The following is a 23,188-nucleotide window of genomic DNA, read 5'->3' as shown; positions in this document are numbered from 1 at the left end:
GCAACCTATTCGTAATTTAAGAGGAGAATCTTTATGAGAAACAGGCAAAACAAAAAGAGCGGCTCTTCGAAATTCAAGTTATTTTTAAAAGTAGCTATTCTCGTTGCGTTTTCGCTAACAATTTGTGCCACAGCATATGGCGTTTATTTAACAAAGCAAGCGAAACACGCAGCTGATGGTGCCTACGAGGAACTTGAAAATCGTAAACAATCAGAAGTAAAAGCCGAGCCAAAGCAAGACAATGTCTCTATTTTAATTTTAGGTGTCGATGATAGCGAAAAGCGCGACCAAGGTGCAGAAAACTCTCGTTCAGACGCCCTATTATTAGCAACATTAAACAACAAAACAAAAACTGTAAAACTATTAAGTATTCCACGTGATTCTTATGTTTATATACCACATGTTGGCTATCGAGATAAAATCACTCATGCCCATGCTTTTGGTGGAACACTTGCTTCAATCGAAACGGTGGAAGAACTATTTGATATTCCAATCGACTACTATGTACGCATGAACTTCAATGCATTTATCGATATTGTCGATGCTTTAGGTGGTATCGAAGTCGAAGTACCATACGATATGCTTGAAATGGATGAGTTCGACAAAAAGACAGTCGACTTAGAAGCAGGCCTTCAAACATTAGATGGCCGCGAAGCATTAGCATTGGCACGTACTCGTAAGCAAGATAGTGACATCGAGCGTGGAAAACGCCAACAAGAAATTATTAAAGCCATTGCTAAAAAATCAGCATCTTTCACATCTATCTCAAAATACGATGATATCCTATCTGCTGTTGGTTCAAATATGAAAACAGACATGACCTTCGATGAAATGCGTTCGTTCTTCAGCTATTTAACAGCTGGTATGCCACGTATCGACACATTAACATTAAAAGGCTATGATGATATGTCTACAGGCACTTACTATTACAAGTTAGACGATGAAAACGTAGAAGAAATCAGCCAAATCCTACAAAGCCATTTAGGTTTAAACCCTGAATCAACAAACTATTCAGGTACCGGCACACAATCTGACTCCGCTTATACAGAAGACGATTCAGATTCACTAACACAATAAACTATAATTTTTAACCCCGAAGCTTATTTAGTAATATGAGCTTCGGGGTTTTTTGTAAAGTTTATTAGTGGACGCGGTGGAGCCGCAAATACCCTCGATATTTCGCTAATAAACCGATAAACATCGCAAATATCGAAGACATGAAGACACCAAACGCGTAAAACAACAAAAAAACAAGCAACTAGCGCAAACTAGTTACTTGTTTCGATCTTTTCATTTATTAAATATCTTCACTAAATTCAACAGTGGTTTATAGTTTTTACCAGCAAGTCCAATAACTTCTACGAATAACTCAATTGCTACTAGAATGACCGTGATTAATAAAATCGCACCCCATACTTTTGCCATTGAGAATATAACCGCTGCAACACCAAACATAGCCGCCATTGCATAGATAATCAACACTGTTTGACGATGGGAGAATCCTAAATCTAGTAAACGGTGATGTAAATGAGATTTATCAGGATCTGACCATTTTTTCCCGCTACGTAAACGACGCACAATTGCAAAGAATGTATCAGAAATTGGAACACCTAGCATAATAACTGGGATAACGAACGAAATGACCGCTACGTTTTTAAATCCTAGAAGTGCTAGTACCGAAATCATAAAACCTAAAAACAGTGCTCCCGTATCCCCCATGAAAATCTTCGCAGGGTGGAAGTTAAAGAATAAGAAACCAATTGTGGCAGCAGCTAAAATGGCTGCCATTGCAATAACAATACCATTTCCTAATAACATCGCCATGATAGCCAATGTCATAAGCGCAATTGTTGAAACACCAGCAGCAAGACCATCAAGACCATCAATTAAGTTGATCGCATTTGTAATCCCTACAATCCATACGATTGTAAGTGGGATGCCTAGCCAACCAAAGTCAAGCTCTCCACCAAATGGTAAGTTAATATTAACAATTTGAATACCGCCCACAAATACTACGATACACGCAGCAGCAAACTGCCCTACTAACTTTACTTTTGCTGAAAGTTCGCGCATATCATCAACAATACCTGTAATCACAATGATTGTAGCGGCGATTAAGATCGCATATAAATAGTCACTTTCAAAGTTCGTGACAAATTTTAAAAACAAAATTCCTATCATAAATGCAAGGTAAATCGCTAATCCACCTAGACGTGGCATAATGCGTGCATGTACTTTTCGATAGTTTGGGGCATCTACAGCGCCAAGGCGAAACGCTAAACGCTTCACAAGCGGAGTAAGTAAAATAGCAGCAACAAAGGCCACGATTAAAGACACATAAATCATGTCTCTCCTCCTTAATATTTGTAGTCTCAACTACTACAACGATTTCGTGTAAGTTGAAGTTTCATAAGAAATATACATTTTTATTCAAGCTAATTATATCACGGACAAATTATAAAATATAGCTTTATTTACTATGCAATCGTTTCAAAAAAATCCAAATAATACCCAACAAATGGAGATTACCCTATGAATCACCTATTGTCTAGTAGTCATTATGCTCAAAATTTGATAAAATAGTGGAGTGTCTACTATATTGAAGTAGCCAATTTTAAAGGAGAGTAAAAATATGTTCTCAATTTTTAAACGCAATCCGGAGCAAACAAGTGCCCGAGAGCTAAAAAAATACTACAAAACTGTAGACCAAATTAACAAGCTTGAAGCAACTTACAGTCCAATGACGGACGACGAGCTCCGCAATATGACATTTACATTCAAAGAACGTTTAGAGAACGGCGAAGCGCTAGTTAACATCATCCCTGATGCCTTCGCTGTCGTGCGTGAAGCATCTAAACGTGTTTTAAACATGCGCCATTTTGATGTGCAATTAATTGGTGGTCTTGTATTAACAGAAGGAAATATTGCTGAAATGCCTACAGGTGAAGGTAAAACTTTAGTTGCCTCACTCCCTTCTTACGTTCGTGCATTAGAAGGCAAAGGAGTCCACGTAATCACAGTAAACGATTACTTAGCAAAGCGTGACTACGAATTAATCGGTCAAATTCACCGCTTCCTTGGCTTAACAGTTGGTCTGAACGTACCAATGATGGAGCCTGCCGATAAAAAACTAGCGTACAATGCAGATATCACATATGGTGTTGGTACGGAATTTGGCTTCGACTATTTACGTGATAATATGGCGCATACAATTGGCGACAAAGTTCAGCGTCCATACCATTTCGCTATTATCGATGAGGTGGATTCGGTATTAATCGATGAAGCGAAAACACCATTAATTATTGCTGGTAAAATGGGGGCAAATGAAGAATTACACCGCATTGCTGCCATGTTAGCGAAACGTTTTAATGTCGATGAAGACTATGACTTCGACGATGAAACGAAGGCAACTTCATTAACAGATCAAGGAATTGAAAAAGTTGAAGCCGCGTTTGGTGTTGATAACTTATACGATCTTGAGCACCAAACACTGTACCACTATGTAATCCAAGCCGTTCGTGCGCATGTCATGTTTGAGCGCGATGTTGATTACATCGTGCGTGAAGATAAAATCGAACTTGTCGATATGTTTACAGGCCGCATTATGGAAGGACGTTCACTTTCAGATGGCTTACACCAGGCGATTGAAGCGAAAGAAGGCGTGACAATCACTGAAGAAAACAAAGCACAAGCTCAAGTAACGATTCAAAACTACTTCCGTATGTACCCGAAATTATCAGGGATGACTGGTACTGCGAAAACGCAAGAAAAGGAGATTCTAGAAGTTTACGGCATGCACGTGATTCAAATCCCAACGAACCGTCCGCGCAAACGCATGGACCAAACCGATATCGTATTCGAGACGATCGAGCAAAAATACGAATATGTGGCACAGGAAGTATTACGTCGCCATGAACAAGGTCAACCGGTTTTAGTCGGAACTACTTCTATTTTACAATCCGAAAAAGTAGCGAGCTATTTAAAAAAATATGGTCTCCAATTCCAACTTCTAAATGCCAAAACAGTGGAGCAAGAAGTTGAATTAATATCTGAAGCCGGTCAAAAGAAACGTATTACTGTTGCGACAAACATGGCCGGTCGTGGTACAGATATCGTATTAGGTGAGGGTGTTGAGACAATTGGCGGTCTTTTCGTTATCGGTACAGAAAAACACGAATCCCGCCGTGTCGACAATCAATTACGCGGTCGTTCTGGTCGTCAAGGTGACCCTGGCGAAAGTCAATTTATCCTGTCGATTGAAGACGATATGTTCAAACGCTTTGCAAAAGACGATGTCGAAAAGTTCCGCAAAAAAATGACAACAAACGAAATCGGTTGCGTTCAAAACAAAGATGTTATTGAGCTCCTTGACCGTACACAGCGTATCGTTGAAGGCGCACACTACTCGATGCGTGAATACAATTTAAAGCTCGACGACGTGATTAATGATCAACGTCGTGTTATTTATGGTTTACGTGATAAAGTGCTAAAAAACGAAGGCATCTTAGAACATTTAATAACAATGATGTACGAAACAGTTGATTTTGCCGTTCGCGAAAATGCTCCAGAGGATAAAGATGTTATTGAATGGGACTTCGATAAAATCGAGCGCACGGTCAATTCATTGTTTATTACATCAGTTTCAGTAAACCGCGATGAAACAAAAGTAACGAAAATTTTAGATTCTCTAGATTCATCCGTTAAAGAACTAAAGACCGTTATCGAGAGCTTCGAGCAAAATGAGCAAATGATGGCCATTATTCCTAAAGTAATGCTTAGCTTCATCGACCATATGTGGGTTCGTCACTTAGAGCAGATGGCGCATTTAAAAGAAGGTATCGGCTTACGTCATTACCAACAAGAAGACCCGATGCGCATTTACCAACGTGAAGGCTTAGAACTATTCGGAAAAAACTATCAAGAGCTACGTCGCAAAATTGTTGAAGATCTTGTAACATTTATGAAAAACATTACGATGAACGTGGAGGAATAAAAAATGGGTTTATTCGATTTATTTAAAAAAGGCGATAAAGTCGGTCAAGACAGTGCAATTGATTCATCATCAGTCGTAAAATCAACAGCAAAAACAGCAAAAAAGGACGCAAATCGTGATGTTGTAACGAAATTATCATTCCATCCAGAGTGGAATGTGCCACAAGAACAAAAATACGTGTTCAACTTCTTAGCAAACGATTTAGCACCATTAAAACCAAATCAACTTTCTCTTTCGGCAATTAACATTGAGCCTGTATCAGCAAATGGCTCTTGGAATGTTAAAGCATTCTTCCGTTCTTCATTACCAGAAGCGATCGAGCTTGGTGATATCGAGCTATTAGTTTTAGACAAAGATGACAACCGTATAGCGTCTCACTACTTTGATTTCAAAAAGCTTGGTGTCATTCCAGCTGAAAGTGCGCGCCCTTGGATTTTCAACTTCCCTAAATCAACAATTACGAGTGAGGAAATTCCTGAAGAAGGCTGGAAAATTTCATTTAACTTACTTTCATTACGCGGTCATCAATTAGATTTAGATGACACTTGGAAAAAGCAGCTACCAGAAAAAGAGCAAGAAAAATTAGCTGAAATCGTCAAAACGTTACCGAAGCTAGGTAAAACAGAAGTTAACTTTACAGGTTTACAAACAAAATTAAATGATGACAATAGTTTACATGCTTCAATCTTCATCCGCAACGGTCATGATAAAGCGATTAACTTAGAGCAATTGCCGCTTGAAATCGTGGATGCTCGCGGAGTCGTTGTAGCAAAGGGTTCGTTCAATTTAGATCCTGTATTATCCGTTCAACCAAATACTACAAAACCTTGGACGTTCATCTTCCCAGCACAGCTTGTTACAGCTGAAGGAGCAGACCTATCTCGCTGGACAGCACGCGTACCTCAATAGTTATTTTGACAGCACTCCAATATTTGGAGTGCTGTTTTTTTGTAGTCTATATCCATAAAAAAATACCTGTAGTGAAGATACTCTTTTGATCGAGTATCTTCACTACAGGTATCATGCTAGCCATCAAATAGCCACTTTATGTCTTTTGCTATTAACACAGGTTATTATTAGCAAGTAATAGATTTAGTGTAATAGATTTTTCCAAATGACTTACAGACCTTCTTTTGATAAAAAAATTATGTAAAATCTCACAACAAAAAATCCCTCGCTCCTTTTAATTAAAAGGATGAGAGATTTGGATATATAATCTGTAAGAAAAATTTATTATTCTGTGTCAGTTTCTGGTGTGTTATCTACGTCAGAATCATCTTCTAAAGCAGCGATTTGACTATTTGTTTGGAAATTTGCGATGCGTTTAGCGCCTACATATTTGTTAGCCCAATAATATTTATCATTAATGCTCGTTTTAATAACACCCTTACTAGTTGAAGCGTGGGCAAACTTGCCTGAGCCAATGTAAATTCCTACATGTGATACGCGATTACCAGAAGTGTTGAAGAATACTAAATCACCTGGTTGTAAGTCGCTTTTCTTCACTGTTGTACCTTGGGCATACATATCTGAAGATGTACGATCTAGTGAAGTAATACCTAACTCTTTAAACACTTGGCGAACATAACCTGAGCAGTCAAAGCCATTTGAAGTTGTTCCACCATATGAATAACGAACACCCATATATTTTGAAGTTATTTTATCTAATTCCTCTATAGAATATGATGCAGCAGAAGCTTCGTTTTCATGCACTGGTGAGAAGAAGATGACGAATGCCGCTGCCAAAGTTAGTACCGTATTACGTATTATTTTAATGTAGTTCATCGTGTTCCTCCAACCATTTCAATAAATTTTCTGAAAACTTGATTGATATTAGGTTAACACGAGATTCCACTTTATAACATTACAGTTATGTAACATTATAGTTACACTTATCCTCAACTGTAATTATTAAACAACAACTAAAAACCCTGATATACCAACATTTTCACGCTCTATCAATTAATTTATAATCTAATAAATTACAATTTAACCCTACTGCAAAGTATCTCTTGTAACATTTGTAACATAAGTCGTAAGTACTAACGTAAAAAAACACATAACTCGTGCCAAAATAGCGCGAGTTGATGTCTTTTCTAAAAAAGATTACATTGAAAAACTTCTCTTTTCCTTTCTATCAAAAAAATCGACTATGTCTTAATACTCAAAACATAGTCGACCTACTTTTGCTTGTCCCACTAAAAGATTATGGCACAAACTCGTTTATCTCGCATTAAGGGACAGTAAGACGCCCACTTCAAACTGGCAATTGTCATGAGACAGTTAATATGGCTATCCACTGCCCCTAAAAGCCCAATTGGTGAAAGCTAATGCTCGTTTATGGATGAGGAAAACCCCCACCGAGCAAAGTTTCACATTATTTTACGGTAGATAAACGTTTATACGCTACAAAACGCTCATTCCAGTATTTTTCATTGACATTACTAATGGTAATTCCCTTTGTACCTGCATGAATAAATTGGTCACCACCAATATAGATTCCCATATGTGAAATGGTTGGAATATAAGTATTTTTGAAAAATACGATATCCCCCGGTAATGGTTGTTGTACCTTTTGTGTATCTTGTTCAAAATATTGTAGGCTTGATTTGCGCTCTAGCTTAAGCCCAGCATTGTTATATACATAGCTTATAAAGCCGCTGCAATCAAAACCTTCTATTGTATTACCACCGTATTTATATGGTATATCAATAGCTAACTTGGCAATTTCAAGCGCTTTTGTATACAACTCTGTATTGGCCTTTGATATAGAAAGTGATGCTGTTTTTTCACTATTTAGTTGTTTTTCAATTGCTTCATCAGCTGTTTCTTTAAAATTAATCTCCGCCTCGACTTCATTTGCTGTCGGTGCTTCATCAATTATATCCGTATCTTTATTAATCTTAAGCTTCTGCCCTACTTTAATAGCATCGGATTTTAAATTGTTCCATAGTATAATGTTTTCAACAGTTGTGCTATATTTCTTTGCAATTTTTGATAGTGTATCCCCTTTTATCACCTTGTGAGAAAGGGACTTTTGCACATTTTGCTTGATTTCTTCAGATGCAGTATTAGTAGTTCCGCCATTGTTTGAACTTCCTAATTTAGTAACAACTAGGGATTGTGCTATGTATATTTGATCCCCTGATAATTGATTCCATTGTTTCAACTGCTGAATTGTCGTGTTGTGAGCTTTCGCAATTTTTGATAGTGTATCCCCTTTTTGTACGATATAAGGTGATGCTTCTACTAATGAAGCCGAACATAATACACCTGAAATTACCGCTCCAGCTAGCGCTATCTTTATAGCTTTCTTCATATTGAAAACTCCTCCTTCTCTGTGAAACTTATACTCTCGTATTCATTTTACTTAATTTACTATCATGTTCACAACATGCCATTAGATAGATTATTTACTATTAATATTCTAATAAAAATATAAATTTCCCCATACCATTTTTCTAGCATAATTAAGTTGAATTCTATCGAAATTACACAAATTCTGACGATTTCGTTATTTTTACATTTTTTTCATTTCCTATTCCGACTTTTTTATGATAGAATTACGTCTTGTTGCAAGGTTTAAATTTTTAGAAAGTTTAGTATTTTCAATTTTGAAGGAGTTTTTTCTTAACATGGATAACAAGAGTTTTTTCCGCGAAAATATCGCGGTAGGTTTCATGTTATTTGCACTGTTTCTTGGTGCAGGTAATATCATATTTCCACCACTGCTAGGTCAAATGGCAGGGGAAAATATTACGATATCAATGATTGGATTTATAATTACTGGGGTAGGTTTACCTCTTTTAGGTATTATTGCCGTTGCAAAAAACGGTGGTGATTTAGAAGTTTTAGCAGGTCGTGTTAATCCTTATTTCGGAATTATCTTCACTTCGATTGTTTATTTATCAGTTGGGCCATTCTTTGCGATTCCCCGTACAGGTGCCGTTTCATTTTCAATTGGTATTGCACCATTTTTATCTGAAGGAATGAAAGATAGTTGGATTCCACTATTTATTACAACTATATTATTTTTTGGACTTACATTCTACTTAGCGTTTAACCCTACAAAAATCGTTGACCGTGTAGGGAAAATATTAACACCAGCATTATTGATCATTATCTGCTTATTAGCAATTAAATCCGTCATTACGCCTATGGGTGAAATTGGCCAAGCACAGGGCACCTATATTGATAACGCATTTGGGGAATCATTCATTCAAGGCTATTTAACTATGGACGTACTAGCCTCGTTAGTATTTGGGATTGTTATTGTTCAATCATTAGTTGCACGTGGTGTAACAGAAAAAGCAGCACAAATTAAAATTACCGTTTTCGCAGGTATTATTGCCGCTGCAGGCTTAGTGTTTGTTTATGTATCTTTAGGTTATATTGGGGTAACAAGTACTTCGGCAATTGGCTTCCACGATAATGGCGGTACAATTATTTCATTGGCAGCGCAACAGCTTTTCGGGCAAGCAGGTAATATTATCTTGTCAGCAGTTATTATTTTAGCTTGTTTAACAACTTCGGTTGGTTTACTGTCGGCCAATGCGACATTCTTCCATAAGATTTTCCCGAAGATTTCGTATAAAGTGTACTTAGTCATTTTTGTGATATTTTCATTCGCCATTTCTAACTTCGGTTTAGCGGATTTAATTCAAATTTCTTTGCCAGTGCTAGTAGCAATTTACCCAATTGCAATTGTGTTAATGGTATTTGCATTATTCGGTAACTTATTCAATCATGCACCTAGCGTGTATGGCGTTGCATTAATTTTCACAGGTGTCGTTGCCCTATATGATGGCATTAAGGAAGCTGGTTTTGAAATTGAGGCTTATGACAATTTCTTATCCATCTTCCCATTCTACGAGCAAGGAATTGCATGGGTTGTTCCGGCATTAATCGGTGGCGTAATTGGTTATATTATGTATATTGTAAAGCATAAATAAAATTAGCAGATAAAAGGCATAGCGGAAATTTCGCTATGCTTTTTTTACTCCATCCTCTAGAATCCTTTCTATTTATACATTTTCGAAGTTGTCATGCAGCTGGTGCAAAATTTTAACACTATCCTCCAAACATTTCCCTATTCGAATTGGACTTAACTGGGTAATTTCTATAAAATAAGTATATATAATAGTAGAAACACGGAATTTTTCCTTAAATAACATTATAAGGTGGGCAAAATTATGCTTAAAAAACAGCTAACAGCATTATTGCTATTTGTACTATGCATCTCAATCCCAGTTACAGCATTTGGTGCTTCTATCGATGAAGTACGCGATATCGTAAAAGACAACTACGTAGGGGATATTGATGGCAATCTTGACCAAGCAACAAGCATCCATGAAATGATGGATATGCTTGACCCATATTCGACTTATTTTACAGTTGAAGAATTTGAAAGTTTTATAAGTGGTGTTGAACTAACGTCCGTTGGAATTGGCGTTGTTATTGAAAAAGTGGATAATGGGATTAACATTACACAGGTAATTGATGGTGGTAGTGCAAAAAATGCAGGATTAAAAGTTGGCGATATTATTACGACAATCGATAGTACCCCTACAGCTGCATTAACGATCGAGCAAGCTTCTGCGCGCATTAAAGGAGCTGCAAATACAAGTGTTTCCCTAACAATTTTACGTGAGGATGGCACAATTTTAACGAAAGATCTTGTGCGTAAAGCTTTTTCATTACCAAACGTAGCAGCTGAAATGCTTTACGGAAATGTAGGGTATATTTCATTAAATTCATTTTCAAATGACACAGCTAGTTTAGTAGCAAAATCGATTCGTGATTTGAAAAACAAAGGGGCTAAAGCTTTTATTTTCGACTTACAAAATAATGGTGGTGGCTACGTATCAGCGGCCGAACAATTAATAGGTATGTTCCCTAACGCAACCTATGCCTACAAGCTACAAGAGGCATCCGTCACTTCTAACGTTCGAGCATTAAAGCAAACAACACAATTCCCTAAAAATACAAAAGTACTGATAAACGCCCATAGTGCAAGTGCTTCTGAAATGACAGCAGCTGCCCTATTAGATCAAAATGCGGCAAAGCTATACGGCCAAACAACTTATGGAAAAGGGGCAATGCAAGGATTCTTTGAACTTGAAGATGGCAGTTTCTTAAAGCTAACAATCGGGCATTTTTTCGGTCCAAAAGGTACAGTCATTAACCACACTGGTGTGAAGCCACACGTCACAACAACTGGTAATGCCATCTATAAAGCGCATTTCGATACAATTGCTAGTGGCTTAGTAAACTATAAAGAAATGAAAGCCTTAAAAAATGTTCCTTTAAACAAATCGTTTACCGTGAAATTCTCGAAATTACTTACTACAAAGATCGATCCAGCTGCCGTTGAATTAGTGGCCCTTGGTGGCGGTTCAATAGAATCAACAGTTAACGTATCCAACGAGCAATTAGTAGTGACGCCAAAAAAACCGTTAGATGCAGGCAAAGAATACATGCTGATCATTCATCCAAAAGTGAAAACAGACAGCGGCCAAAGCTTAAAAACAGGTATTTATTTACACGTAACAACAACGAAATAATGAAAAAGAGTTTGTCAAAAGTTTTTCAACTTTTAACAAACTCTTTTTATTTCATATGTAATTATTGATGTACAAGCTTATGTTCGTTTACAAAATAAATCTTACTAATTTCTTCAGCAAGCTTTTTAGGATTCGATTTATTTGTTAACAGATTCGTTAATGTTAAACGCTCCATCGATCCAACTATGCTTTGTGCAAGTATATTGGAATTCACGCTCTTTACAATTGTATAATCTTTAAGGTCTTCATTAATCATATTTTCTAGTTTTGAAACAAGTATTTGCTTCACTATCGCTGATTGATCACCTTCATAAAAACCTATCTTTGTTAAACTTGGATTTTCAATAAAATAGTCAAAGATACATTTTAGGTTCTGTTCAATTACCATAGAATCCTCTTTTTCGGTGCTAACAGCTTCACCAGAGTTAGAAAAAATCTCAACCAAATCATTTCGAAATTTTTCATTGAGGTCATTGAACAATGACTCTTTACTTTGGAAATATAAATAAAACGTTGGCTGTGTTAAACTAGCCGCTTTTACGATATCACTAATTTTTGTTTGATGATATCCATGTGTAGAAAAAAGCTCAATTGCCTTTTCTAATAATAATTTTTTACTTTTTTCTCCGCTTGAATTTACTCGACGTCCTCTAGCCATACTTCTCCACCTTATCTCTTTTTCAGATGTTTAGTACTGATAATTTCCAATAATTTCACATTTATTATATAATAATTATCTTTCAAAATAAAGGATTCCGGCATAAAAATAACATTTTATCTCATTTCTAGTAGTATTTTTATATTATTAGCTAATAATAATTATTTTGCTATATTGACAAATTCTTATCGTATATATTCGAAAGAGTCCTATAGTCTATTTGTTGCTATTATATGGATTCATTATTTGTTAAAATTATAGTATCGAAAGGAGTGTTGATTTGTGATAAAAAAAATATTTAGCTTCGGTATAACATTATTACTCATTATGTCGTTTTCAATTCTATCACCTTCATTTGCTAATGCTAATGATATTGACAACCATCCCATGGTACATGAATTGACATATTGGTCTAATTTAAATGTTATTCGACCTGACGCTAATGGAAATTACAATCCGAATCGTGCTGTAACTCGTGGCGAATTCGCTTCATATATTACACGCGCACTTAATTTACCAGAATCGTCCACACATACATTTAAAGATTTAAAGGCCGGTCAAACATTAACAAATGAAATTCAAGCAGCTGCTGGGGCAGGTATTTTAAGCGGCTACCCTGATGGAACTTTCCGCCCGAATGACAAAATTACACGCGAACAAATGTCGGCACTATTATTACGTACATTAACGTACGGAAAGGTCCCACTAAATGGGGCACCTCTTACGTTTAAAGACAATGATAAAATCCGAAATGAATTTAAACCGGCTGTTGCCACAAACGTTTACTACAATATTATTCGTGGTTCACAAACGGCTAAAGGGATTTACTTCGAGCCTAAGGGGTCCGCTACAATTGCTCAAGCTGCAGCGTTTTTATATCGTATGCAAACAGTAATTGACCAGTATAGTGAAAATAGTGAAGAACCACCTGTAACACCACCTGTGGATGCATCAAATTACTATATCGGTAAAATTAACAATGGTGTTGTGACAAAAAACCCAACAAGCTATTATTCCTACGAACAAGCAGTTGAAGCTCAAAAGGCAGCTAACTTAAATTTAATCTTTAAAGGCGAAAAAATCATTAACATGCCAGCTGGTATCGCATCAGCAGCTGATACAACAGCCAATACGGTTACAATTTATTCAGACCCAAACTTTAAAACTGTACTAACTGGTGCTGTTGAAGGAAGCGAGTTTAAATATTACGCTAGTACCGATAAATACGCCATTGTCCGCTTAGCCGATACAAAGGGCTATGCTAAAATGGACGAGATTACATTAACGCCATCTAGCTTAGTAAATGATAAATCTTCGTATTACTCTGTAGTAGATGGGATCCTACATCACAACACCTATAACCATATTACAAAAAAATATTATGGTGCCTATACGATTGGACCTGCACCAAGCTTTATGAAACCAAACGTGCACTATTATAGCCAAGACGGTGTCAATTTCTATAGCGACTTTTTATTAACGGCAAAAGTCGGAACATACTACCCGTATTTCCAATTTGCCTCAATTCGTCAACATACAAATTACACTGCAGAAGAGCTGGATAACATTATTATGACGCTATTAACTGAGCGCCAAGTTCTAGCAGGCTATGAAAATGTACTAACCGATTCACGACTAATCGGTCTAGGTACCTTATTAAAAGAAGTTGAAGCAACATATAATATTAATGCACTGTTCATCCTAGCAGCTGCTATCCATGAAAGTAACTATGGGATAAGTGAAAATGCATTGAAAAAGAATAATATTTTCGGTATTAAAGTGTATGATTCTAACACTGCACTAGGTACAACATTTGCTTCACGCGACGATAGTGTACGTGCCTTTATCAATCAATATACAAATCTAAACTATGTGCCACAGTCTGGTGGTTATGCAAAAGGCGCAGCTCCCGGAAATAAGACTTCCGGTATGAACGTGCACTATGCATCAGATCCTTTCTGGGGTAGTAAAATCGCAGGCCATATGTACCGTATCGACAATCGTTTCGGTAAAAAAGATAGCCAAACTTCTCAACTAGGTTTTGTTGTGAATAATGGTGACTTAGTTAATACACGTGCCGAGGCTACAACTGACTCTGAAAAAGTATTTACGTATAAAGCAAAAAATGTTGGTGAAACGAAGACTTTCGGATATCCTGTAGTAATCGTTGAAGAAACACAAGCTGCTGATGGTTATGTATGGTACAAAATTATTTCAGATGCCAACCCACCAAGCCGTTACGTATGGGTACGCTCAGACTTAGTAACAAAATTCCAAGCAAATTAATACTACCAACCATAAAACGCCCGACAGGAAATCCGTCGGGCGTTTTATAAATCTCAAAAAACAAAAATTTAATTCGATGGGCCCTACATGTCACCATGCAGTAGACCTCCAAAATAAGTAATACTGCACTTAATCCAGAAGTGAATCTGTTCAATGTGAGTATTATAGATTTTATTACTTAATCGTCATACACTCTATACATAAACAAAAAAACATACTAGCAATTAGCTAGTATGTCCCTTTTACTTTATTACTTTCATCTAGCTATGTAGCTAAGCAATCATAATAAAACTTATGTTGGTTATTTATTTTGAGCGCGCTCGATAAATGCAGCTAAGTCTACTAGTTTTACATTGTTACTCACACCGAATGTGCCATCACCTAAACCATTTGTAATGCCATTTGAAGCTAAAATCGAGATATCATTTGAAGCCCAGTGTGAAGCAGGTACGTCTGTAAAGCTTAATTGTTGTTCTTGTAACTCTAATTTATATGCAGCAACTAAGACTTTTGCCATTTGAGCTCGTGTAAATGGTGAACCAGGATTAAATTTACCGTTTTCATCACCAGTGAAAACACCTAACTCATATAACGCCTTCGCTGCACCTGCAAATTTTGAAGACGATTTTACATCTGGGAATACAGAAGTTGTATCTGATGTATCAAGACCTAATGCTTCAGCTAATTGTAATGCTACTTCACCACGTGAAGCATATACAGTAAAATCAATTGCTGCGTCTTTTACTTCCTCTTTTTTCGCTTCACCAGCTGCTACAGTTGTATTTTCACCAAAAGTTGTTACACGCTTGGCACCAACATAGCGCTTGCTCCAGTATGATGTGTTAATGTCAGCCTCTGTAACGCCTGTACTTACACCAGCATGGATAAATTTAGTTCCACCTAATGAAATACCTACATGTGAAACGCCACCAGATGTATCAAAGAATACTAAATCCCCTGCTTGTAAGTTTGCCTTCGAAACTGAAGTACCTTGTTTATATTGCATCGCAGCTGTACGGTTTAATGTATAACCTAATTGTTTAAATACTAGTTTTGTATAACCTGAACAATCTAGCCCTTGAGCTGTTGTCCCTCCGTATACATATGGTACACCGATATATTTAGAAGCTGTTGCTGTTAATTCTGAAATTGATGCTGCCTCTGCAGAATTGTTTGTTGTAGTAGCCGTTCCAGCAAAAATCATAAATGCTGCGAAAATCGGCAGTAAAATTTTTTTCTTCATGTTAAATGTTACTCCCTCCGAAAAATAAGGTTTATTTAACCTAGAAATAGAGTAACACATAATTTTACGCTATAATTTTTCACTTCTGTAACAGTTCATCAGATTTCCCTCGATAACACAACGAACTAAATTCACAACACAAAGCAGAAATTTATTGATTAAACTAGAGAATTTTTAACACACTATTATCCAGTGTAATATTTTTGTAATATAGCAATCTAATATTTGGTAATTACTTAGCAGAAAAATGTTGGACTATGTAATATTTACCATTTTTTGCTTTCTCGACTCCGATGCCCATATACTCATATTGACTATTTAATATATTTGCACGATGCTTTGGTGAGGCCATCCATGCATCAAAAGTTGCTTGTGCTGTCGTAAAATTCCGTGCAATATTTTCCCCAAAACTAATATATTCATAGTCAAATAACGTCGCTAAATCCCATGGGTTCCCATAGAATGGTGAACAATGCTCAAAATAATTGCGCTTCATCATATCCTTTGCTTTTATAATTGAAATTTGCGTTAAATCCGAATCGATTGTGAGCTTCGACAAATTATTTTTTACACGAATTTCATTTACGAGAGATAAAATTTTCGTTTCCCAATTTTTATAATGATTAACCGTTGTAATATAATCCTTTTGTAAAAAATCATAGATTATTTCTTTCTTTTCAAGTTGTCCTTTAAATGCCATGCCGCGCTTTGTAAGTAATGCGATTTGTGCACGTGTTACATATTGATTTGGTTCAAATCTACTGGCAGTTATCCCCTGAACGATTGACACATCAGCTAATGATTCAATATAATCTTTTGCCCAAAAATTGTTAGACAAATCTTTGAATGCCGATTTGTTTTGATTGTCCACTTCGATCCCATATGCAAGTGCAATCATTTTCGATATTTCTGAACGCTTTAATTGTGCATTTGGATAAAAAAAGTAACCATCTTGTAACACGCCTAATTCAGTTAATTTACTTATTTGTTTATAATATGGATGCGTTTCTGGAACATCTTGAAAGCTTGGCTTAAAGTCCGTCGTTAAATCAATGCCCATTGTTCGTGCAATGATAACAGCCGCTTCTCCACGAGTCGTTGTTTGATTTGGCTTGAATGTGCCATCTTCATAGCCCTGCATATACCCTTTTGCGACTAAATCATATATAGTAGTAGCCGCCCAATGCTTTGCAGGTACATCACTAAAAGAGGATGTAGCTGCTAAACTCTGTGTTTGCACACTCCCCCAAAATAATACCGCAAATGAGCTAGCTAATAATATTTTTTTCACTTAACCACTCCTTTTCAAAAAACTATCTTATACAATTATTTAATAAAAAGAAAGAAAGAACGTCTCTTCATCAATAGAAGGACGCTCTTTCAATAATATCAAATTTTTACATATATTCAACGAAAAAGCTATAGCTCAAACTCTAAAATCGCAGCTTGTAAAATATTGTAGTTACTTACTAATGACTGTTGTTCCTTCGTTAGTTTTTCAAATGCTTTTTTTGCAGATTTCACTTTTGATTCTGCACTTTTTGCAGTAAGATCTAAAGCTGCAATTTGTTTTATAACCTTTTGCGCCTCTTGAATATCCTTTTCAGCCTGCTTTAGCACATCGTAATTGACTACCTGCTTACGTACGCTTGAAGGAAGTGCTTTATATGCCGCGGCTGCTTTTGCTACATCGTCCATATAAGAGCTTGATGTACTTGTTAACGAACCGATTAAATTAATCACTACTTTGGTTTCATCAATATTTAACTGTGCTTCTTGTAGCTTATAGTAATTGGTTACTCTTTTCTTTTCGTCTTCTGAAAGCTTATTGTATGCAGTTATTGCAGCCTCTAAGTTTCCTTCGTAATATTTGTCACTTGGCTTTAGTTTTTCAATCAGCTCATAGGCATGAATAACATTTGCTAAGTTCGAATATTTATCCATATTCGTAATATAGCTATATTGTTTCGCATCCAATTTTTGTAGAGATGTGCTTACTTTTGAAAATTGTTTCGCCAAATTATTACGTGGGTTTGATAGGCCTTCAATTTCGTCAATGACTTTTTCTACAGGCTTAATATACTTCTCTAGGCTTTGTAAATCCTTTATTAAAGTGACCGCCTTTTTATTTGAAGAGCTCAGCTTTTTGTAAGCCTCACTTGCTTCCTTCACCTTTCCAATAAATTGCAATGGCTCAACGGATGATAAATTACGAATTTGTTCATCAACCGCTGCTCCTCCTGCAACATTTAACTCATGATCCGTTAATACTTTGTAATTGGATACTTTCGCTTTTAGCTCCGGAGTTAATGCTTCATACATATTACGGGCTGTTTGCGTGTCAGAAACAAAGGTTTTACTTGAGCTTTTAATCGAGTTAATGGCATTAATTACCGTATAAAGCTCCTTTAGCTCACCTGTAAGTAAGCCGGCATTTTCTAAAAGGTTACGGTCTACTATCGATAATTTTTCATACGCTTTTTGAGCAGAATTATATTTTGAAATAAAACTTTTGGCATTCGATGGGTCTAAATTTAATATATCGCTATCTAATTTTAATATTGGTTTTACTGCTCGCTCTCTTGCAAATAATTCCTTCGCATTAACTACAATCGCTTGCTTGGAACGGTCTAACTTATCGTATGCCTCTCGAGCTGCTCTTAATTTTGCTAGGTAATTCTCGGCAGTTGGGACAGCTTGGTTAATAAGCTCAATTACCTTTTCGGCCTGTCCAATGCTTTCTTCTGCTTCAACGAGCTTTGCAATATTGTGCACAATCGCCTTTTCTTCATCGCTAAGCGCCTCGTATTGTTCACGTAACGCTTTGACATCCATTTCAAATGTTTTACTTGTTGTTCGTAGCTTATCGATACTTGAAATAAGTGTTGCTGCCTTAAGGACATCAGCTAGCTTGTTATAATTATAGACATTCGCCTTTTGCGCCGTCGTCAATCTCTGATAAGCCGCTTCAGCCGATGTAACTTTTGAAGAAAATTGCTTGTCCGAACTAACTGGAAGCTGCTCGATTAAATTAAATACCTTTAACGAAGCGTTGTAATCTTTCTCAAACGCTTTTAATTCGTTAGCTTTGGCAATTAGACTTTTTATAGTAGAATCTAGTTTTTTATATTCTTCTGAAAGCTGTTTTAGTGCTGTCATAAAGCTTTCCCCTGATTTTGAAGCAAGCTCTGCAATTTGCTGATCAATACGATCTGCCGTTGCTATGCTCATTCCGAATTGATCAAGCTTTGGTCCGTACACCTTTAACAGCTGCTTCTTGGCAATCAGCACTTTATCATTGGACGGGGTTGCATCTGGATTTTCTGTATTGCTTTCAGAATCAAGCGTTACCCCTGCCGTTAATGTTGTAAATGTGCTTTTCGCTTTTTCATAATCTTGGCGGAAACTTTTGTTCGTGACACGTAACGCATCAATGTCTTGCATTAATTTCGCGATTGCTAAATAGCCCTCTAATACGGCATAGTTTGTTACGGATTCTTTTAATGCGGCAGTCGCCAATTTATCGTAAGCAGCCTTTGCTGTTGTTACCTTATTGGCAAAATCCTTCGCAGTTGGTTCGATTGCTTCAATTTGCGTCACGACAGATAAGGCAGTTTTATAGGCATTTTCTAGGGTTGTTAATTGACTTGCATTGGATACGAACTTTTTAGATTCTGCAGACAATGCATTATATTTTTCACGTGCAGCAGCTAATTTGACCAAGTCCATATTTGTTTCTAAGCCTTTTATTAAGTCCTCTACCTCTTTAATACCAACTAACTCTTGCTCCAAGTTTTTAATATATTCATCTAAAAAGGTTTGTAGATGGGGTAAATTTAATTTATCCGTTCCAGATAAGTGATTGGCATTGGCGGTCATTTTCCCCTCAAATGTAGCTAATTTCACCTTTGCTGCATTCAGCGTTTCTGCTACACGCGCTGAGTCTGCATTTAGTTCTAAAATAGATGCTGAAATGTCTACAAAATCGTTTAACGCATATAAACGCGCCTTATTTGTAACAAGCTCTTTTGAATCTATCCCAGCAGGAATGGATGCTAGCTTAATATTATTTAGCTTCACTAAAAGGGCAGCAATTTTTGTATTAAATTGCTTTACTGTGTTAGCCTTCGCTGATAAATTCGTAGTTCCCCATGTGGCAAATGCCGTTGTCGAAATGGCGTCAATTTCTTTAATTAAATTTGATGCCGCTGCAATGGTCTGTTCCCACGAAGTTAATAACGCTTGATTTTCTACTGATAAATATTTGCGCTGAAGTGGTGATAATCCCTTAGAATCTGTAACAATATTAGCAATTAGCGTCAGTGCTTCTGTAGTAGTAGGAATTTTAGCAATCTCATTTTCTAATTTGACTACTTGCTGAACAGAACCTTTTAATTCCTCTAACTTCGCATAATTCATGATAAATTTTTGATAATCCGCACTACCTAAGTCATTATAGCTCGTCTCTATACTTACAATCGCTTCTAATAGCTTTGCTGTCGTATCTGTTTTTTTGACTAAATCATCAATATTTTTCGCAATTGAATACGTAGCAATAATATTATCATATTGTTTTTTTGCCTCTTCAGTGAGTGCTGCTTTTTCTTGCGTAGTCAATCGATTGTAAGCAGACTTCACTTTATTCACTGCTGTATATAAAGCTGATATGCTTCCGGGTGGTGTCGACGCTAAAAATGTAGCCTGTGCTTGTAGAAAATTCTCGACATTTACACTAGCTGGTGTAGTTTCTTCCGCTGCTACTGGTGCTGCCTGCGCGACAACTGCAGGTGTAATAAGCAAACCTGCCATCAAACCGATCTTCATATTTTTTTTCATGCTGACACCTTCCTCTATTTTAATTATGTCTCGGCTAACTTTCGTCCAGATTTTTTTCGAGCCGCTCGAAAAACTCTTCTAAAAATCTGTGACATCCGCCCGAGGGGTAACAGCGGAGGGTTGAACCCCCACTGAATGTAGGACATACTTTGGCTTTCACCCCAACTTATAAGTAAAGGATTCCTGCTGAAGCAAGTAAAATGGTTTCGAATTTCATACTTCTCTCTATTTTATCGGTAAGATCATATAGGTGTTTAGTTACAAAATTGTAAATTCTAAATATAGGAAAATAATATCTAGATAATATTTAAACTTATAAAGATCATTTCTCAATACGAAATTTGGAATCAAGTGCATGTATCTAATAAAGTCCGTTCTGCTACGCTACGAGGGACGCTTTTCTGGGGGCGTGGCTTCAAAGCGTTGACAAACGCTTTGCGACGAGTAACCGCTAATGGATATTCACTTTTATTGTTTCAAAATCCGAACATTTTAACTGTTAGTTATCATAAAAAGGCGAGGGGCTGTCCAAAAAGTGTTCTTTTTGGACAGCCCCTTCAATTTAAAATACATTATCTTATGAATTATCTCGCATAGTATTCAACGATGCCTTGATAAATCGAATCTGCAAAAATTTCGACGTATTTATCGTCTATTAACTTTGCATGATCCTGATCATTTTTAATAAAGCCTAATTCCACTAATACAGCAGGAATTGTTAAGCCTTTAATAACTTTAAAATCAGCACGTTTTACCCCACGATCTTTCATGTTTGCATTTTTTACAATTTGATTCTTGATATTTGTCGCCAATACTTGATCTTCTTTTTCATTCACGTTTGAAGAAACGCTATAGTAGGTTTCAGTTCCACTTGCTGATTTATTGTCAGCACTATTAACATGAATACTAATAAACATTTCACCATATTTATCTTTAGCGAATTTAATACGGTCATCCAATGATGGATACGTATCATCTATACGTGTCATTTGCACAATTGCCCCATCTGCAGTTAGCTTTTCTTTCACTAAAGTCGTTACTTTTAATACAATTGATTTTTCTGTTGTTTTTGATATCTCGTTTATTGCCCCTACATCTTTACCACCATGGCCTGGATCGAGTACAATAATACGATCTTTTACTGGGCTATCCTCGGTATTTTTTAATCGTATAAAGCGTTTTTCAATAAAGCCTATTATCCCATTATACGATACTTCAACCCATTCTCCGTTAATCGACTGAACATCCACTTCAGTTCCACGACTGATCTTCCCTAACGATTTGGAAGCTGCATCGTTCTTTTCACGAATAACTAAATCATTGATCGTAGCTAACCCTACTGTACTAGGCTGCTCATTAGGTTGTTCTTCATTATTTTCTTCAGCATCAGGTGTTTCTGTTTCTTGTGGATTAGAATTATCTTCGGCTTGTTCTACCTCTTGCTCTAGCTCTATTTCTTGTTCCTGCTCTAATTCTTGCTCTAGCTGCTCAGCCGTTTTCGTAAATTCTTTCGCCACGAAAGCCATTTTTCCGTTATAAGCGACCTTCAACCAATAACCTTGGTCTTCATAAACTGAAAATTCTTTCCCTGTATTCGCTTTCCCTACAATATTCGATTGATTGGTACTTGTAGCAGAAGAACGAATATTTAACCCGTCCACCGAAACAAAAACTTTACCAATCGCTTTTGTAGGATCTGGATTCGTATTAGATACATCCTGTACCGGTAATTTTAATCGGTATGTATCTGATGCTGCACGCGCAACAAACGATGAAAATTGCGCTCTCGTTACCGGTTCATTGGCACTGTACTTTGTGGAATTATGTGTTCCATTAGTAATCCCGTTGTAGTAAATTGCGGAAATATATTTATAGTATGGGTCACTTTTGGCAACATCCGCAAATGGTATTGTTAAATTGGCTGTTTGGTCTACATTTAAATTGAATGCTAATGAAAGCACTTTACTCATTTCAGTACGAGTTAGTGGAATTTTTGGTTCAAATTTGCCTGGAGAATACTCACTGAAATAACCAAGCTGCACTGCTTGTTCAACGTAGCCTGATAATGCTGCATTAGTTTTTACATCAATATCTGTGAACGAAGATTTTTCAACGACTAATGGTGTTTTTCCTGTTGCCACTATGACCATTTTCGCCGCTTGTCCACGTGTCACTTGTTCAGTTGGCTTAAAAACACGCTTCCCATTTTCAAAGGAGCCTTCTAACACCCCTAATTTTACGAGGTACATAATTTCCCCATATGCTGGATTCGTTGAAGATACATCTGTAAATGAAATTGTTGCTGCTTGTGTTTTTGAACTGTGAATTGTAAAAAAGGAAATCATAAAAATGATAAACAGCAAGCTGATTTTTTTTACGCGCACGGCTGTAGTCCTCCTTCAGCTAATAATTAACTATTATTTTAACAAACAATTAACTATAATTCACTAGTTTTGGATACTTTATACTTTTATACTATAAAATTTATTAAATTAATTTTTTTAACAAATAAAAAACTATGCAATCTGAATTAAGTTTCAGATTGCACAGCTAGCTTTTTCTATTATTCTATACTAATAATTTTAAATTCAACTGATGCTGCATTGATT

Annotated in this window: 14 protein-coding genes; 6 read left to right on the top strand and 8 right to left on the bottom strand. The window is 36.5% G+C overall.

Annotated features, from left to right (window positions below; genetic code table 11):
• Nucleotides 1-33: 33 nt before the first annotated feature.
• Complete coding sequence (locus LZ480_RS01930; protein WP_241367649.1) at nt 34-1,077, top strand: LCP family protein; 1,044 nt, start codon at nt 34-36, stop codon at nt 1,075-1,077.
• Nucleotides 1,078-1,290: 213 nt separating this feature from the next.
• On the opposite strand, the gene LZ480_RS01925 is transcribed toward LZ480_RS01930, so the two are convergent.
• Complete coding sequence (locus LZ480_RS01925; RefSeq protein WP_241367648.1) at nt 1,291-2,346, bottom strand: glycosyltransferase family 4 protein; 1,056 nt, start codon at nt 2,344-2,346, stop codon at nt 1,291-1,293.
• A gap of 286 nt (nt 2,347-2,632) precedes the next feature.
• On the opposite strand from LZ480_RS01925, the gene secA2 reads away from it, so the two are divergent.
• On the top strand, nt 2,633-4,993 hold the full coding sequence (gene secA2 / locus LZ480_RS01920) for an accessory Sec system translocase SecA2 (RefSeq protein ID WP_241367646.1): 2,361 nt from the start codon (nt 2,633-2,635) through the stop codon (nt 4,991-4,993).
• Nucleotides 4,994-4,996: 3 nt separating this feature from the next.
• Nucleotides 4,997-5,902 (top strand): accessory Sec system S-layer assembly protein, encoded by a 906-nt coding sequence (locus tag LZ480_RS01915; RefSeq protein WP_241367645.1) that lies wholly within the window; start codon nt 4,997-4,999, stop codon nt 5,900-5,902.
• 324 nt (nt 5,903-6,226) lie between these two features.
• Here the strand turns inward: LZ480_RS01915 and LZ480_RS01910 are convergent, their stop codons facing one another.
• Together LZ480_RS01910 and LZ480_RS01905 are read right to left on the bottom strand one after the other, a co-directional pair.
• Nucleotides 6,227-6,778, bottom strand: coding sequence for a C40 family peptidase (locus LZ480_RS01910; protein ID WP_241367644.1), 552 nt, complete (start codon nt 6,776-6,778; stop codon nt 6,227-6,229).
• A gap of 592 nt (nt 6,779-7,370) precedes the next feature.
• Nucleotides 7,371-8,312, bottom strand: coding sequence for a C40 family peptidase (locus LZ480_RS01905; RefSeq protein ID WP_241367642.1), 942 nt, complete (start codon nt 8,310-8,312; stop codon nt 7,371-7,373).
• Nucleotides 8,313-8,628: 316 nt separating this feature from the next.
• Between LZ480_RS01905 and brnQ the strand changes: the two genes are divergently transcribed.
• A complete protein-coding gene (brnQ, locus tag LZ480_RS01900; protein WP_241367641.1) occupies nt 8,629-9,945 on the top strand; it encodes a branched-chain amino acid transport system II carrier protein in 1,317 nt (438 codons plus the stop codon).
• A 240-nt stretch (nt 9,946-10,185) separates the two neighbouring features.
• A complete protein-coding gene (locus LZ480_RS01895; RefSeq protein WP_241367640.1) occupies nt 10,186-11,556 on the top strand; it encodes a S41 family peptidase in 1,371 nt (456 codons plus the stop codon).
• A 61-nt stretch (nt 11,557-11,617) separates the two neighbouring features.
• On the opposite strand, the gene LZ480_RS01890 is transcribed toward LZ480_RS01895, so the two are convergent.
• Nucleotides 11,618-12,214, bottom strand: coding sequence for a TetR/AcrR family transcriptional regulator (locus LZ480_RS01890; protein ID WP_241367639.1), 597 nt, complete (start codon nt 12,212-12,214; stop codon nt 11,618-11,620).
• A gap of 282 nt (nt 12,215-12,496) precedes the next feature.
• On the opposite strand from LZ480_RS01890, the gene LZ480_RS01885 reads away from it, so the two are divergent.
• Entirely contained in the window at nt 12,497-14,500 is a 2,004-nt protein-coding gene (locus LZ480_RS01885) for an S-layer homology domain-containing protein (protein WP_241367638.1), read from the top strand.
• A 301-nt stretch (nt 14,501-14,801) separates the two neighbouring features.
• Here the strand turns inward: LZ480_RS01885 and LZ480_RS01880 are convergent, their stop codons facing one another.
• The 4 genes from LZ480_RS01880 to LZ480_RS01865 all read right to left on the bottom strand — a co-directional run bounded on the left by LZ480_RS01880 (nt 14,802) and on the right by LZ480_RS01865 (nt 22,963).
• Nucleotides 14,802-15,743 (bottom strand): C40 family peptidase, encoded by a 942-nt coding sequence (locus tag LZ480_RS01880; RefSeq protein ID WP_241367637.1) that lies wholly within the window; start codon nt 15,741-15,743, stop codon nt 14,802-14,804.
• 232 nt (nt 15,744-15,975) lie between these two features.
• A complete protein-coding gene (locus LZ480_RS19980) occupies nt 15,976-17,034 on the bottom strand; it encodes a CAP and S-layer homology domain-containing protein (protein WP_241367636.1) in 1,059 nt (352 codons plus the stop codon).
• A gap of 128 nt (nt 17,035-17,162) precedes the next feature.
• Nucleotides 17,163-20,579 (bottom strand): hypothetical protein, encoded by a 3,417-nt coding sequence (locus tag LZ480_RS01870; protein ID WP_241367635.1) that lies wholly within the window; start codon nt 20,577-20,579, stop codon nt 17,163-17,165.
• Nucleotides 20,580-21,163: 584 nt separating this feature from the next.
• Nucleotides 21,164-22,963, bottom strand: coding sequence for an N-acetylmuramoyl-L-alanine amidase (locus LZ480_RS01865; RefSeq protein ID WP_241367634.1), 1,800 nt, complete (start codon nt 22,961-22,963; stop codon nt 21,164-21,166).
• Nucleotides 22,964-23,188 lie beyond the last annotated feature (225 nt).

The sequence above is a fragment of the Solibacillus palustris genome (genome assembly GCF_022549215.1).
Lineage (GTDB): Bacteria > Bacillota > Bacilli > Bacillales_A > Planococcaceae > Solibacillus > Solibacillus daqui.
The sequence above is the reverse complement of the archived record's forward strand: the minus strand, read 5'-3'. Positions and strand labels throughout refer to the sequence as shown.

Excerpts from the sequence above, each read along its gene's own strand:
- LZ480_RS01915 (WP_241367645.1), top strand. The coding sequence starts at position 4,997 with ATGGGTTTATTCGATTTATTTAAAAAAGGCGATAAAGTCGGTCAAGAC.
- LZ480_RS01925 (WP_241367648.1), bottom strand. The coding sequence starts at position 2,346 with ATGATTTATGTGTCTTTAATCGTGGCCTTTGTTGCTGCTATTTTACTT.
- LZ480_RS01895 (WP_241367640.1), top strand. The coding sequence starts at position 10,186 with ATGCTTAAAAAACAGCTAACAGCATTATTGCTATTTGTACTATGCATC.
- LZ480_RS01880 (WP_241367637.1), bottom strand. The coding sequence starts at position 15,743 with ATGAAGAAAAAAATTTTACTGCCGATTTTCGCAGCATTTATGATTTTT.
- LZ480_RS01930 (WP_241367649.1), top strand. The coding sequence starts at position 34 with ATGAGAAACAGGCAAAACAAAAAGAGCGGCTCTTCGAAATTCAAGTTA.
- LZ480_RS01870 (WP_241367635.1), bottom strand. The coding sequence starts at position 20,579 with ATGAAAAAAAATATGAAGATCGGTTTGATGGCAGGTTTGCTTATTACA.
- LZ480_RS01890 (WP_241367639.1), bottom strand. The coding sequence starts at position 12,214 with ATGGCTAGAGGACGTCGAGTAAATTCAAGCGGAGAAAAAAGTAAAAAA.
- LZ480_RS01905 (WP_241367642.1), bottom strand. The coding sequence starts at position 8,312 with ATGAAGAAAGCTATAAAGATAGCGCTAGCTGGAGCGGTAATTTCAGGT.
- LZ480_RS01910 (WP_241367644.1), bottom strand. The coding sequence starts at position 6,778 with ATGAACTACATTAAAATAATACGTAATACGGTACTAACTTTGGCAGCG.
- brnQ (WP_241367641.1), top strand. The coding sequence starts at position 8,629 with ATGGATAACAAGAGTTTTTTCCGCGAAAATATCGCGGTAGGTTTCATG.
- secA2 (WP_241367646.1), top strand. The coding sequence starts at position 2,633 with ATGTTCTCAATTTTTAAACGCAATCCGGAGCAAACAAGTGCCCGAGAG.